Origin of the sequence: Bacillus pumilus (assembly GCF_038738535.1) — a bacterium.
Classification (GTDB): Bacteria; Bacillota; Bacilli; order Bacillales; family Bacillaceae; genus Bacillus.
The window spans coordinates 780801-796471 of the sequence record NZ_CP046128.1; the positions used below are offsets into that span (position 1 = coordinate 780801).

Annotated in this window: 16 protein-coding genes and 1 pseudogene; 11 read left to right on the plus strand and 6 right to left on the minus strand. The window is 40.4% G+C overall.

The annotated features are described in order from the left end of the window. Window positions 1-116: 116 nt before the first annotated feature. The 3 genes from GKC25_RS03675 to yfkAB all read right to left on the minus strand — a co-directional run bounded on the left by GKC25_RS03675 (window position 117) and on the right by yfkAB (window position 2585). The gene (locus GKC25_RS03675; RefSeq protein WP_034665117.1) at window positions 117-518 is read right to left on the minus strand and encodes a nuclear transport factor 2 family protein; all 402 of its coding nucleotides are present in this window, start codon (window positions 516-518) and stop codon (window positions 117-119) included. A gap of 101 nt (window positions 519-619) precedes the next feature. Continuing rightward, complete coding sequence (locus GKC25_RS03680; RefSeq protein ID WP_187704404.1) at window positions 620-1456, minus strand: mechanosensitive ion channel family protein; 837 nt, start codon at window positions 1454-1456, stop codon at window positions 620-622. A gap of 7 nt (window positions 1457-1463) precedes the next feature. Beyond that, window positions 1464-2585: a radical SAM/CxCxxxxC motif protein YfkAB gene (gene yfkAB / locus GKC25_RS03685; protein ID WP_034665111.1), complete on the minus strand. Its 1122-nt coding sequence runs from the start codon at window positions 2583-2585 to the stop codon at window positions 1464-1466. Window positions 2586-2731: 146 nt separating this feature from the next. Here yfkAB and GKC25_RS03690 point away from each other — a divergent pair, with 146 nt between their 5' ends. After that, window positions 2732-2923 (plus strand): SE1561 family protein, encoded by a 192-nt coding sequence (locus GKC25_RS03690; RefSeq protein WP_012009274.1) that lies wholly within the window; start codon window positions 2732-2734, stop codon window positions 2921-2923. 101 nt (window positions 2924-3024) lie between these two features. Continuing rightward, complete coding sequence (gene pdaA, locus GKC25_RS03695) at window positions 3025-3816, plus strand: delta-lactam-biosynthetic de-N-acetylase (protein WP_034665108.1); 792 nt, start codon at window positions 3025-3027, stop codon at window positions 3814-3816. A gap of 34 nt (window positions 3817-3850) precedes the next feature. Here pdaA and GKC25_RS03700 read toward each other — a convergent pair. The 3 genes and pseudogenes from GKC25_RS03700 to GKC25_RS03710 all read right to left on the minus strand — a co-directional run bounded on the left by GKC25_RS03700 (window position 3851) and on the right by GKC25_RS03710 (window position 5970). Continuing rightward, window positions 3851-4342 (minus strand): annotated as a pseudogene (locus GKC25_RS03700) (DUF2716 domain-containing protein). Between the two features lie 32 nt (window positions 4343-4374). After that, window positions 4375-5334, minus strand: a complete 960-nt coding sequence (gene corA / locus GKC25_RS03705) for a magnesium/cobalt transporter CorA (RefSeq protein WP_034665104.1) — start codon at window positions 5332-5334, stop codon at window positions 4375-4377. Between the two features lie 129 nt (window positions 5335-5463). Next, window positions 5464-5970 carry a hypothetical protein gene (locus tag GKC25_RS03710; RefSeq protein ID WP_034665101.1) on the minus strand — a complete coding sequence of 169 codons (507 nt, stop codon included), beginning with the start codon at window positions 5968-5970 and terminating at the stop codon, window positions 5464-5466. A gap of 432 nt (window positions 5971-6402) precedes the next feature. Here GKC25_RS03710 and GKC25_RS03715 point away from each other — a divergent pair, with 432 nt between their 5' ends. The 9 genes from GKC25_RS03715 (at window position 6403) to GKC25_RS03755 (ending at window position 15608) form a co-directional block, all read left to right on the plus strand. Further along, complete coding sequence (locus tag GKC25_RS03715; RefSeq protein WP_187704405.1) at window positions 6403-7272, plus strand: DNA-3-methyladenine glycosylase family protein; 870 nt, start codon at window positions 6403-6405, stop codon at window positions 7270-7272. A 102-nt stretch (window positions 7273-7374) separates the two neighbouring features. Further along, on the plus strand, window positions 7375-8760 hold the full coding sequence (gene rlmD / locus GKC25_RS03720; RefSeq protein ID WP_034665094.1) for a 23S rRNA (uracil(1939)-C(5))-methyltransferase RlmD: 1386 nt from the start codon (window positions 7375-7377) through the stop codon (window positions 8758-8760). A gap of 152 nt (window positions 8761-8912) precedes the next feature. After that, complete coding sequence (locus tag GKC25_RS03725; RefSeq protein ID WP_034665091.1) at window positions 8913-9479, plus strand: TetR/AcrR family transcriptional regulator; 567 nt, start codon at window positions 8913-8915, stop codon at window positions 9477-9479. A 58-nt stretch (window positions 9480-9537) separates the two neighbouring features. Beyond that, window positions 9538-11397: an alpha/beta fold hydrolase gene (locus tag GKC25_RS03730; RefSeq protein WP_342689912.1), complete on the plus strand. Its 1860-nt coding sequence runs from the start codon at window positions 9538-9540 to the stop codon at window positions 11395-11397. Between the two features lie 106 nt (window positions 11398-11503). Then, entirely contained in the window at window positions 11504-11914 is a 411-nt protein-coding gene (locus GKC25_RS03735; RefSeq protein WP_034665085.1) for a DUF6508 domain-containing protein, read from the plus strand. A gap of 146 nt (window positions 11915-12060) precedes the next feature. Further along, the gene (locus GKC25_RS03740) at window positions 12061-12405 is read left to right on the plus strand and encodes a hypothetical protein (protein ID WP_252067873.1); all 345 of its coding nucleotides are present in this window, start codon (window positions 12061-12063) and stop codon (window positions 12403-12405) included. A gap of 139 nt (window positions 12406-12544) precedes the next feature. Then, on the plus strand, window positions 12545-13372 hold the full coding sequence (locus GKC25_RS03745; protein WP_034665082.1) for a MerR family transcriptional regulator: 828 nt from the start codon (window positions 12545-12547) through the stop codon (window positions 13370-13372). Window positions 13373-13398: 26 nt separating this feature from the next. Further along, window positions 13399-14586 (plus strand): MFS transporter, encoded by a 1188-nt coding sequence (locus GKC25_RS03750; protein WP_066031157.1) that lies wholly within the window; start codon window positions 13399-13401, stop codon window positions 14584-14586. 191 nt (window positions 14587-14777) lie between these two features. Continuing rightward, entirely contained in the window at window positions 14778-15608 is an 831-nt protein-coding gene (locus tag GKC25_RS03755; RefSeq protein ID WP_095286092.1) for a DNA alkylation repair protein, read from the plus strand. The last annotated feature ends 63 nt before the right edge of the window (window positions 15609-15671 follow it).

Below are 15671 nucleotides of genomic sequence, written 5' to 3' on the forward strand. Positions count from 1 at the left end.
TCACTTAGTAAATACACAGTATGAGGGTCCCCATGCTGCATGAAATCATTCTGCCTTCTATTATACATGAATCAGTCAAGAGGATAGAAGTAAGAGGGCTGAAATGAAGAGATTTCTTAGCTGATGTGTCCAAGCTGTTCAAGCGTTTCATGCTGCTTGTGAGATCTCGTCAGCTCGTCGCACCGAATGATCCTGCCATCTAATAACGTGAAAAGAGCCATGACATCAATTAAACCCCGGTCCCCGCTTGCGAGTTCCACATGTACAGTGTAACGAAAACACCCTTGCTGCGTATCTTCATCAAATAACACATCATGAAAAGCGGGGATTTCAAGCTGTTTTGTCAATCCTTTTAATGTGGATAGATGCTTTTTAAACTCATCAAGTGTCGAAACCTTTCCATCAGTCACTTGCTGATAATCAGGTGAAAAATAAGCCTCCACTTTTTCTATATTGAATTTGATTAATACCTCTTCATACATCTCTTTAATAAATGATATCGCTTCTTTTTTTGTCATGAATCAACATCCTCTCTTTATGTTAACCAGTTAACTATAATCAATTATAATTAACTAGTTAACAAAAAACAATCAAAAAAATAACCCCATCATAAATGAGGTTATTTTGCAGGCTGGGGATAAACGAGATCTTCAAGCAATTTGACATCATGCTGATGAAGTTGTTTGATCATTTCTTTTCGGACAGCGAGGGCAGCATCGAAGTATTTTTCGTCTTCGACCATTCCTTTCACTGTGATCTCAATCCCGCGGTTCAGCTTGTTCAGGCCCATAATGCCATGAACTTGAAACGGTTCAATGGCATGTTGAAATTCATCTTTTTTGAGAAAATCATGATGCATCTGATTTAAATTGTCACAGGCCGTTTCGAGTGCTTGAAAGGCTGTGTCTGGGTTTTGATTCGCACTAATTAATGCAGACTCCGTAATCCGCATGTATTGCATGTTATAGTTTTGAATTTGCCGGATGTCTCCGTTAGATATGGTTAACAGCTTGCCGCTCCATTCTCTAATTTGCAGAGAGCGGAGACCAATCTCTTCAATCGTTCCATTAAAGAGGTTATTCACTGTCACATAATCCCCTTTATGAATCTGACGTTCATAGATCAGAAAAATGCCTGCTAAAATATCGCGAATCAGCGTCTGGGCGCCAAAACCGATGACGATCCCAGCAACACCAGCACCTGCAAGAATTTTCCCAAAATCATGAAAGAAGAGAGAAATGACATACATTACAAAGCAAATCGAAGCGGTGTATTTCGTAACAGATTTGACCAAGCTCTCGATCGTTTTTTTCTTCTTGTCCTCTATAAACTCCGTTCGTTTAAAGAAAATTTGAAGCGCTTTGTTAATCATAAAGACGGCAAGCCAAAGAACGAGTCCAACAAGGAGAATTTCAATGTATTTGTTCTTGACTATTGTCAGAAAAGTATCGTCCATCTATCGGTTACCCCCTGGCTGTACGAGAAGTAAAATCAACATCTTGATAATAGCTGTTTTTCACAAGAACATTCGGACCGAGGCATTGTACGCTTGGACAATGGCAATTCAGCTCTTTTGCTAATTTTGTGTCCATCCAGCGTGAATAAGCAGATTGCAATGTATCAGTAGCAATGTTTCCAAGCGCCGGTGTATCGCCAAAGTCTGTCACAATAATATTCCCATCAAAAATATTCACATTCAAACGTGAGCGGCCGTCAGGGTCATTTCGTACCGTGACATGTTTCTCCTGACGCAATCGCTTGAGGAGGCGCTGATCTTCTTCATCTGTGCTGCAAGAATAAAATGGCAGGGTGCCAAACAGCATCCATGTGTCTTGATCACGAATATCAAGCAGCTGATGAATCGCATCACGCATTTGCGGAAGCGTCAATGATTCAAGGGCGCTGGCAAAATCACTTGGGTACATTGGGTGAACTTCGTGGCGCTGGCATTTCATTTCCTCCACGATTTGCCGGTGGATGTGTTCAATATATGGAAGCGTGCGCTTATTGAGCATGGTTTCAGCAGATACGGTAACACCCGCTTTGACAAGTGCCCGGCTATTTTCAATCATGCGGTTAAATAATTTCTCGCGCTGCTCAAAGGTTGGTTTTCTGTCCATCATCGCAAAACCGACCGTTGCAAACTCTTCGACAGTTCCCCAGTTATGTGAGATGTGAAGGACATCTAAGTATGGAATAATTTCCTCATATCGCGCCAAATCAAGTGTTAAGTTTGAATTGATCTGTGTACGGACGCCGCGTTCATGGGCATATTTTAATAAAGGGACGACATATTCCCGCACAGATTTGAGAGAAAGCATAGGCTCTCCGCCTGTAATACTGATTGAGCGCAGAAGCGGAACTTCATCTAAACGGCGAAGCAGTAAATCAAGCGGCAGTGCATTCGGGTCCTTAGGCTGTAAGGTATAGCCGACCGCACAGTGCTCACATCTCATGTTACACAACGTCGTTGTTGTAAATTCGATATTTGTCAGCTTCATCTCTCCGTAATCCTGCACATCGAGATAGGCTTCCCAAGGGTCGTATGCAGGTGTAATCGGACGAAGTGCTGTTTTTTGGTTCATGGTATCTATCTCCTTTTCATTCGGGCAAACGTGGACCCGCCAACAGTTAATTTTAAGCCCCATCACCGTTATACGCAAGTGGGGTTTCATTGATTTACAAGGGAAAAAAAGATAAGCTAGAAACAAATGCTAAAGGGAGTGTATCTATGGGCAAGGCAGCAGACAGCAAAGAGCAGCAGGTTGATTATTTAAAGAACCGATTAGATATGTTTATGAATGTGATTGATTCATTAGATCCTGAATCAACAGATGTTGAGGATATAGACAGACTGATCCAGATGATTGACGACCTAGAAGCGAAATATGAACGGTTTAAAAACGATTGGAAGGAAGAATAGCTCGCGCAGTGCGGGCTTTTTTCTTTAAATTGGCAGGTGAATCAGTGTATGAGTCTCGGTCTTATTCTGCACAATAGAAGAAAAACCGGGAAGTGACGTAAATGAAAAAATACATGCTCATCTGTTTATGTGCGCTTTTTGTATCCATGCCTCTCTCAGAAGCGGAAGCCGTGTCTAATAAGCCCGTCCACTGGGGATTTGCGAAAAGCAAAGAACACAAGCCAGCAGATGCGGGTAAAGAATTGAACGTCCTTTTAAAAAAGTATGATGCCTTTTATTTAGGAAACACGAAAAAGAAAGAGATTTATTTTACCTTCGACAATGGCTATGAAAATGGGTACACGCCGAAGATCTTAGATGTGCTGAAAAAACATCAAGTACCAGGCACCTTTTTTGTGACAGGGCACTTTGTAAAGGATCAGCCTGAGCTCGTCAAACGGATGGCAAAGGAAGGTCATATCATTGGCAACCATTCCTATCACCATCCAGATTTAACAACAAAGAGTACGAAAGAAATCAAAGAAGAGCTGGGGCGTGTCAATGAAGCCGTGTACAAAATCACTGGAAAACAAGACAACCTCTATCTTCGTCCGCCGCGCGGTGTATTCAGTGAAAGGGTGCTGAAGGAAACAAAAGAGCTCGGCTACCAAACCGTTTTCTGGTCAGTGGCGTTTGTGGACTGGCATATTCATCATCAAAAAGGAAAACAGTATGCCTACGATCAAATGATGAAGCAGGCGCACCCAGGTGCCATTTACTTACTTCATACCGTCTCAAGGGACAATGCCGAGGCATTGGATGATGCCATCACGGCTCTGAAAAAACAAGGATATTCCTTTAAAAGCCTAGACGATCTCATGCTTGAAAAAGTATGGCATCTGCCTCAGCTATAGAAAAAAGCTTGCAGAAGACCTGCGAGCTTTTTCTTTATCCTTCTCTTATTTTACGCTGAAACAAAATCGGGTGATGACGCGTAAAAGAGTCAATCAAGCCCTCACCGAAAATCGTGATTGTTTGCTCCCAAGGATGTCCTAGCAAGCCCCAATGCATCTCTTTTGATAAAAAGAAATCATAATCCCCGTTAGGAAGCACAGGGACTCTCTATTCCCCAATTTCATCTTTTTCAAATGACCCGTATGGTGTGATCCAGTAGCATTCGTGCTGCCAATCGAGTGCCAGCATATATTCGTCTGTTCTCATATGCTCCTGAAAAGCAAGTAACGCTTTCTCTTCAAGGTCTTCCTCCGCATGTAGAAGGGAAGGGTCCTCAAAATAAACAGAGATATTATATGTTATATAAGGAGATGGTACGTGGAATGAGGGAAAACGAGAGATGCTTGGATTAAATTTGAAATCTCGATAGAACGTCTTCCATACCAGCCTTAGTTCTTGATGAGTCAATGGAATCCAGTTTTCCACCTTAACCGCCCCCAAGCTATTCTCTCAACAAATTATTTGAAAATGCGGAACCACCCTTTATGCTTAAACCACAAAAGCATACCCGAGACGAGCAGACCCATGAAAATCAGCACCCAAAAATAGCCATACTTCCAGTGTAATTCAGGCATGTTGTCAAAGTTCATCCCGTACACCCCAACAATAAAGGTCAGTGGAATAAAAATGGTCGACACAATGGTCAATGTCATCATGATTGCATTCATTCGATTGGAATTCAGCGTCTGATAGCTGTCTCGTAAATCGGCCGTCATATCACGGTTTGACTCGACGATCTCGGTTAGTTTCAAAAGGTGATCATAAATATCATTGAAATATGCTTGCCGGTTCGTATCGCTTCTCATCGTATTTGTGTTGACAATACGATATAAAAGGTCCCTCATCGGAATAATCGTTCTTCGCAGTTTGAGCAAATCGGATCGAATTCCGAATACTTCGTTCATCAGCGTTCCATATGTTTTATGACCTTCTTCATCCTCAATTTCATTCAGCCTGTCCTCAATTTGATAAATAATAGGGAAATAATCATCGACAAGCTGATCAATCAGCATATAGGCGATATGCTCAGGTCCACTGTTTCTGGCTTTATCAGATTCTTTGAGCTTTCGAATGACACGGTCAATGTATGGCGCCTCCTTCAAATGAAAGGTCACGATATAATTGTCACCAACAAACAGATCGATTTCCTCAGATCGAAGCGTCTTTTGATTCAGGGCATGAAGCACGAAAAATAAATACCCTTCATAAAAATCAAGCTTCGGCCGCTGTAAATAATGGAAGCAATCCTCAATCGCAAGCGGATGGAACTGAAAGTATTCCTTCAAAAGCGCTGCTTCCTTTTCCGTTGGCGCATGGAAATCAATCCAGTACCAGGCGATATCGGGGCTTGAAAGCTGCTGTAATGTTGCATGTTCAATCAAGTCGCCGTTTTTTGTCACTGCAATTTTTTTCAGCATGTGCACCCCTCCAGACTTGCATTATATCATGCAGCACCGGTGAACTTATACGTGTTCTGCATAAAAAAGCCGATCTCATTACTGAGATCGGTCCAATGTGCGTGTATGATTGATGGATAAAACCGAGAATTAAGGACGACGGAAGTTGACGAAACCACCGTTACGGTCGAACCAGCCTCTAAATGCCCAGTTGATGTAGCCGCCGTCACCTTTGTTTGTGAAAGATCCATTTTCAAATACCCAAACTCCGTAAGTAATGCTTCCGTATTTCACAGTAGCAAACGTTTTGACTCCGTTGAAACGAGTCTCATAACCTTGGCTTAAGTTAAATACCATGACATTGTATTTTGAGCCCGCAGCATAGAAAGCAGACTCCATTAGTCCTTTGACAAAGCCTTCACGGTTTGTGTTAGCATTTGCAGCATTGATTAAAGCATTAGCTATACCAAGTACGTCAAAGTTAATATTAACGTTTCCTGCGGTTGTAGATGCTTTACTTTCAGCAGCTTTGTTTAAAACAGTTTGCTGAACAGTAGTTGAAACTGGAGTAGTTTTTTGTTCAGCAGCGTCAGCGAATACTGGTAGTGTCGAAGAAACAGCAGTGGCAAGGGCAACAGAAAGAATGGTTTTTTTCATTGGTCGGATCTCCTTTGTTTTTAAATTTTGGGTCTTTCTTTTCGTAAAAAGTGAAACTAGGTGAAGCCGGTTATCAATGAGGTAAAATATGGTCCTGCAAGATAAAACAAATGATTGCCTAATCAGCTAATTCCTTTGTTCACCTCCTTGATATGTCATAATTATACAAATATTTTCGGAATAGAAGATATCACCCAGAGGTTCTATTTCTAATTTAAGGTAAATAATCCTAAAATATTGAAGGGTGCTGTCGAATTTTAGCTGAATTCGACTAAAAATGTTCCTTCATCCAAAAGGAAAATGACCGTAAATAAGGAAGATATAACTGATAAATTCTTGTACTCTTTATGTTTAAAAGTATTCAATATGGAGAATCATTCATGCAAAGTGAAACAATCGCATCTGCGTGTTTGCAGAAAGGAAGAGGAAAACATGTGGGAAAAAGAGCTGATGGTGGAGCCGCCGTATCATTTCGATCAAGTGCTCAGACGCTTATCAAGTGATCCATTAAAAGCAGTCGATTTGAATAAACGAGAAATCAAAGTACCAATTAGGTTAGAACAAAAACCATACGTTGTCGTCGTTCAAGCCACCGGAACAAAAGAAGCGCCCACGTTTCGGGTGCAAGGAAAAGGTCCTGAGGAACCTCTCATATGTGAGGTGAAGCGGATATTTGGCATGAAGCATCAATTACACGCTGTGCATGAGCATTTTTCTCAAACGAATTTAGCGTCCATATTTGAGCGTCATGTCGGGACACCGCTCATGCTGGATTTTCATTTATATCATTGTTTGATGAAATGCATCATTCATCAGCAGCTCAATCTGGCGTTTGCTTATGAGCTCACGAAACGGTTTGTTCATACGTACGGTGAGCAAATAGAAGGTGTTTGGTTTGATCCTTTACCGGAAGCCATCGCCTCACTTGAAACAGAGGATTTGAGAAAGCTCCAATTTAGTCAGCGGAAAGCGGAATATGTCATCGATGTATCGAAGCGAATTGTGAGCGGCTCTCTTTGTTTAGAAGAATTACACGATTTAACTGATCTGGAGGTGGAAGAACGTCTGCTTCCGATTAGAGGGATTGGACCTTGGACAGTTCAAAATGTGCTCATGAATGGACTTGGAAGACCAAATCTCTTTCCGATGGCAGATATCGGTATTCAAAACGCCATCAAGCGGCACTTTGACCTGCCTGAAAAGCCGACAAAAGAAGAAATGGCAGCATTAAGCAAGGAGTGGACCCCGTATTTAAGCTACTCTTCTTTATATTTATGGAGAAGCATTGAGACAGATAAATAAATGAAAGGGATTTTCTCTCTTTGTCCAAGTCATGATATACTAATGAGATGGAATAAAATGAAGACAACCTATCAAGGGTTCAGATAGAACGGAGAGAATGAAGTGAAGGAAAAACAGCAAGGTGCCCTTTTACAAAAGGGACAGCAGTTCCCGCTTACCATTAAACGCCTTGGCATTAATGGGGAAGGGGTCGGTTATTTTAAAAAGCAAGTGGTCTTTGTCCCGGGTGCGCTTCCAGGCGAAGAAGTGGTTGTGGAAGCAACGAATGTCCAAGCAAAATATGCAGAAGGTACGGTTAGAAAAGTCCGAAAGCGCTCCGAGCATCGAGTGAAACCGCCATGCCCAGTATACGAGCAGTGCGGAGGCTGTCAGCTTCAGCATTTGGCATACGAGCAGCAGCTAAAGGAAAAACGAGATATTGTCATTCAATCAATGGAACGACACACGAAGCTATCGGTCGAAACGCTAGATATTAGACCAACGATCGGCATGGAAGATCCGTGGCACTACCGGAACAAAAGCCAGTTCCAAGTAGGGCGTTCTCACAGCGGTGACATCATTGCTGGACTTTACGGACTGAACTCTCATAAGCTTGTACCGATCAAGGAATGTATCGTGCAGCATCCAAATACGAACAAAACAACGGGCGTTGTCCGCAAAATCTTAGAGAAATTCGGTGTATCGGTCTACAATGAACGGACAAGAAAAGGCGACGTACGCTCAATTGTCGTGCGTGTCGGCTTTGAAACAGGGGAAGTACAAGTCGTCCTTGTCACATCGAAACCTGAATTTCCAAAGAAAAAAGAAATCGCCGAAGCCATTCAAAAACGTCTGCCAGAAGTGACGTCCATTATGCACAATGTCAACGGTGAAAAAACGTCGGTCATCTTTGGCCATAAGACATCTCACCTAGCTGGCAACATGGTCATTCAAGAATTTTTAGGGGACGTCTCCTTTGAACTGAGTGCACGTGCTTTCTTCCAATTGAATCCGAAGCAAACGCTAAAGCTTTACGACGAAGCGAAAAAAGCGGCCAAACTGACTGGCAAAGAAAAGGTTGTCGATGCGTATTGCGGCGTTGGAACGATTGGTATGTGGCTTTCAGATGGCGCCAAAGAAGTACGAGGAATGGATGTCATCAAAGAATCGATTGATGATGCCAAGAAAAATGCCAAAAAACACGGCATGAAAAACGCGACCTATGTGACAGGAACAGCTGAACACTGGCTGCCAAAATGGGTCAAAGAAGGCTTCCGTCCTGACGTCATCGTCGTGGACCCGCCAAGAACAGGCTGCGAGCGCACCTTCTTAGACACTGTCAAACAAGTCAAACCAAAACGCCTTGTCTACGTCTCTTGCAACCCATCGACATTAGCAAAAGACCTCGAATACATGTCAAAAGACTACAAAATCGAATACATGCAGCCAGTGGATATGTTTCCGCAAACGGCGCATGTGGAGACAGTTGTATCGCTCGTGAAAAAATAGACTTTAATCAAGGCTCGAAAATCAATATTAGATTTTCGAGCTTTTTTGTTTTGGGGGCATTTCTTTAATCAGACTTTTTTCTAAATGAATATAAACACTTGTAATATTTAAAATAGTACTATATAGTTCTAATTATGAAAAAAGTAAAATTAATGAATCAAAAACGTGTGCTTGAAGTTGCTGCAACTTTATTTTTAGAAAAAGGATTTGCTTATACAAGCATGGATGAATTAGTACGTGTAAGCAAAGTGTCAAAGTCTAACGTGTATTATCACTTTTCTAATAAGGAGGATTTATTAGAAGGAGTCGTTGATTATTGGATTGAAATGTATCAATCTGCAATTGATGACGTACTATCTCAGAACCAATTTTTAGTTGAAGAACGTATCCAACTGTTTTTAAAGCAATTATCACAAGGAGTTCAATCGAGAGAATATAAGGGGAGCTGTCCATTTATTACTCTTTATATTCAAAGTCCTACACAGGCCACACAAATAAAAGAAAAAATAGGTCTGTTTTTTACAGGATTACAAAAGAAAGTTTCTCTATTACTGAAACAAGGGGTAGAGAATGGAGAATTTAGAAAGACGATTCATATTGATGAGGTTGCATCACTGTTTATTACCAATCTTGAAGGCGCGTTATTTATTTCAGAAACATTGAAGGATGCAACTGTCATTACGAAAACAGCAGATCATATTTTTAACTTGCTTCGATAAAGAAGCTTTTTTTTCACATTAAATTAGTACTGATTAGTACTAAAAGGGAGATTTTTATATGAGAACAGTATTATTAATTGGTGGAACGGGCTTTATTGGAAAGCAATTAGTCGAAGAATTAGCCAAAGAGGATGTGAACATTCTTCTTTTAGTGAGGTCGAAAAGTAAAGCAACACGCATTTTTCAAGAAAGAGGCATTTTAAAAGAAGCAGTGATGCACTTTGTTGAAGGTGATTTGACGAAAATAGATTTAGGGCTAAGTGCTGATGATAAGGAGAGGGTATTGAAAACGGATGTGATGATTCACGCAGGAGGCCCCATGGATATTCAAGCGACAAGTAAAAAGGCAGCTTCCGTCTTTTTAAATGGCGCCAAACATATTAGTGACTTAGCTAAAAGTATTCATCAATTGAAGGGCTTGCAGCAATTTATTCATGTTGTCGGTTATATGAGTCCCTTTGATGATCAAAATAGCAAGATTGAAATTGATGTGTTTAAAGAAGGAAACAGTTATTTGAAAATAAAAAGTCCTTATGAGAGAACAAAATTTTTAGCAGATCTTTATATTCGTCAACAGGCATTAGCAGTAGGTTATCCGCTTTCTGTCATTAATCCGCCAACTGTAGTCGGCAGTAGTAAAACGGGGAGTACAGAGCAGATAGCAGGATTAGGTTTGCTTGTGAAGAGTATGCGAAGAGGGCTCATGCCGGTGATTCCTGGAGGTAAGGACTATAGGTTGCCACTTATTTCAAACGATGAGTTTGCGAGGTTTATTGTGCAGGTTTTCAGATTGGAACAGTCGGCTATTCAAACATATACACTTGTTGAAGACAAACAGAACGATCAGAACTTTGCTGAATTATTAAGTATGATGTCAGAAAGTATGAATATGAGGGCACCAAAAATCTTTGTCCCAATGCCACTGATGAAAGCTATAATGAATAGTGGCGTAAGTAAAATAACAAACATTCCTTCTGATGGACTGAACTTTATGACAAAACGAACATTTTCAAATGTTGCAGCGAAAAAAATAATGGGAGAAGATTGGTTTAAGAAGACGAGTGTCATGAAATTTTTCCCTGCTGTAGTAGCTGATCTGGATTATCGAATGATGAATCAAAATGGTAAGGATCATCATTTATTTAAACGAACATTATGTGATAACACGACTCTTTATCAATTACAAGGAGAGGGTAAACCTTTTATTTTATTACATGGTTTATTGAGTGATGGAGAGGATTTATTCCCTTTAGCACAAGAGCTACATGAAAAAACGGGTCAACCTGTATGGAACTTGGATCTTCCAGGTTTGGGACGATCTCCTTTTAAAAGAGAGAAACATCTTCTAGATATCTATTTGAATGTCGTGAAAAAGGTATTGGAGAAAGCGACGAATGGTGCACATCTAATCGGCCATTCATTCGGTGCGTATATTCTTCTGGAAGCATTGGTACAAGAGTACATCGATAAGAAGTATTCAATCACTTTACTTCAGCCACCTGTTGATAAGAAAAAAACTGCATCGCGAAATGTTCCTCAATTTATGAACAAATGGACATTGAAATGGGCAACGACTAATATGATAGGGCGTTATGTATTAAGTAATGGTTTGTTTGAAAATACGGAGAGCATCCCTGGACATTATATTGAAAAAGTCAGAAATAGTTTTACATCTCCTAGAATATTAAATACGACGGTTCAGCTTAACAGCTTACTACAGAAATTCGATCAAGATGATTTCAATGAGGTCACAAAGGATCATCTTCATATGATTTGGGGGGTCTATGACAAAGGCTATTCTGCCCCATCGCATCTTGGTAAAGTTGATTTTGTTCCATATGGTCATCATTTCCCACTTAGCCATCCGAGTCAAACGGCAGCATTGGTCATAAAGCAGATGAGGGTATGGGATAAATAAAAGGTTTAAGGGAGACCAGCGTGGCTAAAAAATTTCAATAGTAGAATACTTGATGAATTCGCGAGAAACAAAGTGAACCATATAAATGAAATAGAGGAGGATGAGAATGAGCCAATTCGATAATCTAACAAAATACATACCGCTGCTTCAGGAAGATCCTATTGGAGAATGGGTCATCGATCAAGAAAATGATGGCACAGCTGAACATCCGATTCAGATGCCCTTTGTGAATTATTCCGAAACGGTTCGTCACTTGATCGAAGATGTTTATACCTTTGCAAAACAACATCAAGAGCTGGAGCTTACCCGCTACAGAGAGATCCTCAAAGAAAATGGGATTGAAGGTGGACCGAACGATATCGAGAATGTGGACACTTCAAATTTAAATGCGCAGTGTGTGCTTGCTCTCATGATGGGGGTTGTGAGAGCCGAACGGTTTAGCGAGGGTGCCATATTCAAATTCTTTAAAAGCGGAGCTATTGTAAAGTGCCTGGAAAGATTGGATTGTTTGGAGTGATCAAATGAAAAGTAAAACAGATGCAGCCAACACTTTTCCACCTATGAAAATAGAAGAAATTGATAACATTTTATTAAATGCTCTTGATGCGTATAAAATTCATTTTACAAGATCCCTATTGTCCTGATAAAAGTGATATTCACAGTGTGTATGTCATCTATAAAAAGTCTATACTCAATTTACTTGAAGGTAGGATTCGTTCTATTCATAGTCATGAATTCATGAATGCTAAGAAAAAGGATCGAGCGATTTCTAAAGAAGATATTGAATATGCACTAGAGATGGCTACAGTTGTGGTTCTTGCAAGTGAAAATAGTGGAGTACTGACAAATTATTTTTATAGCGGAGTCGGCGAAAGGTTAGATCGTATTTTTAATATATGCTTAGGTTATTCTTCAGATTTACAGAAAACAGAGAACAAAGTAAGATTGCAACGATTTATGAATGATATAAAGATTGTTGAAGAGATGGGATTGTTAGAAAAATTTTAGGATCATGAGCAAAACCTAGATGTTAGAGAAATCTAGGTTTTTTCGCGCTTTTGAAAAATTTATTCAACTTCATGTTGACTTTCCCCTTAACTGAAAGGTTTATACTTTGATCAGATCAACAAAACGGAGGAGATGCAGGATGTTCAAGATCGGCGATTTTTCTATGTTAAGTAAAGTGCCTGTTAAAACCTTAAGATATTATGACCAAATTGATTTATTAAAGCCTAAGCAGATTGATCAAGGTTCAGGATACCGTTATTACTCAGCTGAACAGCTGCTAGAGGTCAATCGAATTTTTCTCTATAAGGAATTAGGCTTTACGTTAAAGCAAATGGCTCAGCTTCTTCGGGAAGATATTTCGGTAGAGCAGATTCAGGGCATGTTTCTGCTGAAAGAAAGTGAGATTCAGCAATTGATCGAGAGAGAACAACAGAAATTAGCGCGTATTAAGGAGCGGATGCACCTCATTAAACGAGAGGGGTGTGTTGAAAAAGAACAGGAGGTCATCATCAAATCTGTTGAAAGCAAAAGCATCATGTCTTTTCAATCCAACGGAACTGTTGACGAAATTCCTTCATTCTTTCAAACGTTTCATCATTTATTACTTAAAAATCAACAAGAATTGATCTCGGGACCACAAATGGTGCTGTGGAGGGAATCAATGGAAAAAGAAAGTGAGTTCGAATTTGAGGTGGGGTATTCCGTCAAAGCGTTAAGGTGCACTCTTCCTCAAGGAATCACGATACGTACGTTACCTGCTGAAGAAACAATGGCGACACTGTTATTTCATTCACATTCTCCATCCGCACAAACTGCTTGTATTGACCTGGCGACATGGATTGAAAATAACGGATACCGCGTGAAAGAAGACCAGCCGGGCCGAGAGATTTATTACCCTTTGTCTGAAAATGAAGAAGGCAGACTCATTGAAATTCAAATTCCTATTATAGATGAAATCAAATCGTAAACATTGCCCAAAGGAGAAACGTCACGATGAAAAACAAAACTGTTGTCTATTTACTTGCTTTAGCAGCCTTTTTAATTGGAACGATTGAATATATCATTACAGGCATTATCCAGATGGTCGCAGATGATTTACATGTCACGACGTCTGCTGCTGGATTATTGGTCACGTCTTTAGCGCTCTCAGCAGCCATCGGCGCACCGATTGTCATTGCACTGACGATCAATATGGACCGCAGAAAAATATTATCATGGATGCTGATCATTTTTATTTTAAGTAATTTCATCACAAGTGTCAGCCATTCGTTTGAAATGGTGATGATGACAAGGATTTTACAAGGAATCAGTGGGGGGACGGCTATTGTAGTGGCAATGGCTGTTGCGACTCGTCTTGTAGAACGTGAAAAAAGAGGAACAGCCATTGGCATCATTTTAATGGGATTAAGCAGCTCCTTGGTTTTAGGTGTTCCAATCGGGACATTTCTAAGCAGTATGATCGGATGGAAAGCATTATTCGCAACCATTGGATTGATCACGCTTATTCCGCTGATTGTTGTGTATAGGCGAATTCCGTCTATGAAAGAACAAGAACCGGTGACACTTGGTATGCAATTATCGATTTTAAAAGATAAGCGAATATTACTTGCGGTGGCAGTGACGCTATTCTATGTAGGTGGATATTCCACGTTATTTACCTATTTAACGCCCTTCCTGCAAGCATCAGCAAACCTTAGTATCACAGAAATCAGTGGCATTTTATTACTAGCTGGAATATGCAGCTTTTTGGGCTCCAGCCTTGGAGGGATTGCAGCAGATAAAAAGGGCCCAATATTCACGATTTTCTCTGGAATCATTCTGCAAATCATCATGCTCATGCTGCTAGCATTTGTCACAGGGAATCTCGTGGTCATGGTGGCTGTCATCATGATATGGATGATCGCTACATGGAGCACATCACCAGCTCAGCAGCTATATCTTGTCACACTTGTACCAAAATCTCCTGATATCGCATTAAGTGTCAATACATCATTTATTCAATTCGGATTTGCCTTAGGCTCTGGTGTAGGAGGGATTGTGTTAAGCGAAACATCTATATTAAACCTAAGCTGGATCAGTGCTGGGACCGTTTTTCTCGCTTTACTCATGACCATTCTAATGGTGGCGTTTGACCGTTTTTCTCAGCATAAGAGTTTGAAGGTGATTGAACAAGGAAGCTAACTTAAATTCAATTTTGTATAGAAGGAACTACTTATTTCGGGTAGTTCCTTTTTGATTTGAAGAATGAACCAGTGAAGTTGTTTATTTGCTACAATAGGAGTCAATATCCAAAGAATGAAGGCATCAACAAATTTCTTTTAAAAACGATGAATGTCTAACAAAAGAACTGCTAGACGAGGAGAGAAAATAGAATGCAAATAAGTGAGGATATCATCAATCGAAAAGGCGCTCGAAAGGGGACTGATATCCCTCGTGACGTCTGGACCCTTTTGAATCAGGGAGAGATCGAAAGTGTGAATTTAACTGAATGGCTGGCTGTCAATCATATGACGCTAATACAGCATGTTTTGCCGTCCGTTGGTTTAGACCATTATATAGACGATATTTCATCTGAGATCACTAAACAAAAAGCTGAATCAGGAATGAAAGCAATTCGTCTCATCGGTCAATTGTTAGATGAAGTGCTACACAAAGAGAATGAGGAAAAACAAGCGGAAGTACTACAGGCATTTGCTCACCACGTATCTGATAGCGTTCGCTGTTGGGGTGCTTATATGAACAAACAACGTTTATCAACTCTGGAAGAGAAACTTGCGTACATTCAGCCATTTGCAGCTGATCATCATTTTGGTGTTCGAGAAATTGCGTGGATGTCCGTGAGAGAAAGCCTCAGTCATCAGCTTGATCAAAGTATAGAATATTTAACAGAATGGGCAAAAAGCGGGGATGAAAATCTTCGCCGGTTCTCTGTAGAGGCGATCCGTCCTAGAGGGGTATGGACAAAGCATATTGAGTTATTAAAACAAGAGCCAGAGAGGGCGCTGCCTATTCTAAATTTACTCAAATCCGATCCATCAACATATGTTCAAGATTCTGTAGGAAACTGGCTCAATGACGCTAGTAAAACACAACCAAATTGGGTCATGAACCTTTGCGAACAGTGGTCAAAGGAATCTGATACAAAAGCGACTAGCAGAATTATCAAGAAAGCGAAGAGAACGATTGTGAAGGGGAATCTGTGAATAAGAGCTTGAACTGAAATCCTTTTTTGAGGGGGTTTCTATCTATAAATCATTCAGAAAGAA

Coding starts and splice junctions, on each gene's coding strand:
- GKC25_RS03735 (WP_034665085.1), top strand. CDS start 11,504: ATGAGCCAATTCGATAATCTAACAAAATACATACCGCTGCTTCAGGAA.
- yfkAB (WP_034665111.1), bottom strand. CDS start 2,585: ATGAACCAAAAAACAGCACTTCGTCCGATTACACCTGCATACGACCCT.
- GKC25_RS03725 (WP_034665091.1), top strand. CDS start 8,913: ATGAATCAAAAACGTGTGCTTGAAGTTGCTGCAACTTTATTTTTAGAA.
- GKC25_RS03745 (WP_034665082.1), top strand. CDS start 12,545: ATGTTCAAGATCGGCGATTTTTCTATGTTAAGTAAAGTGCCTGTTAAA.
- GKC25_RS03710 (WP_034665101.1), bottom strand. CDS start 5,970: ATGAAAAAAACCATTCTTTCTGTTGCCCTTGCCACTGCTGTTTCTTCG.
- GKC25_RS03755 (WP_095286092.1), top strand. CDS start 14,778: ATGCAAATAAGTGAGGATATCATCAATCGAAAAGGCGCTCGAAAGGGG.
- corA (WP_034665104.1), bottom strand. CDS start 5,334: ATGCTGAAAAAAATTGCAGTGACAAAAAACGGCGACTTGATTGAACAT.
- GKC25_RS03750 (WP_066031157.1), top strand. CDS start 13,399: ATGAAAAACAAAACTGTTGTCTATTTACTTGCTTTAGCAGCCTTTTTA.
- GKC25_RS03730 (WP_342689912.1), top strand. CDS start 9,538: ATGAGAACAGTATTATTAATTGGTGGAACGGGCTTTATTGGAAAGCAA.
- GKC25_RS03690 (WP_012009274.1), top strand. CDS start 2,732: ATGGGCAAGGCAGCAGACAGCAAAGAGCAGCAGGTTGATTATTTAAAG.
- GKC25_RS03675 (WP_034665117.1), bottom strand. CDS start 518: ATGACAAAAAAAGAAGCGATATCATTTATTAAAGAGATGTATGAAGAG.
- GKC25_RS03680 (WP_187704404.1), bottom strand. CDS start 1,456: ATGGACGATACTTTTCTGACAATAGTCAAGAACAAATACATTGAAATT.
- pdaA (WP_034665108.1), top strand. CDS start 3,025: ATGAAAAAATACATGCTCATCTGTTTATGTGCGCTTTTTGTATCCATG.
- GKC25_RS03715 (WP_187704405.1), top strand. CDS start 6,403: ATGTGGGAAAAAGAGCTGATGGTGGAGCCGCCGTATCATTTCGATCAA.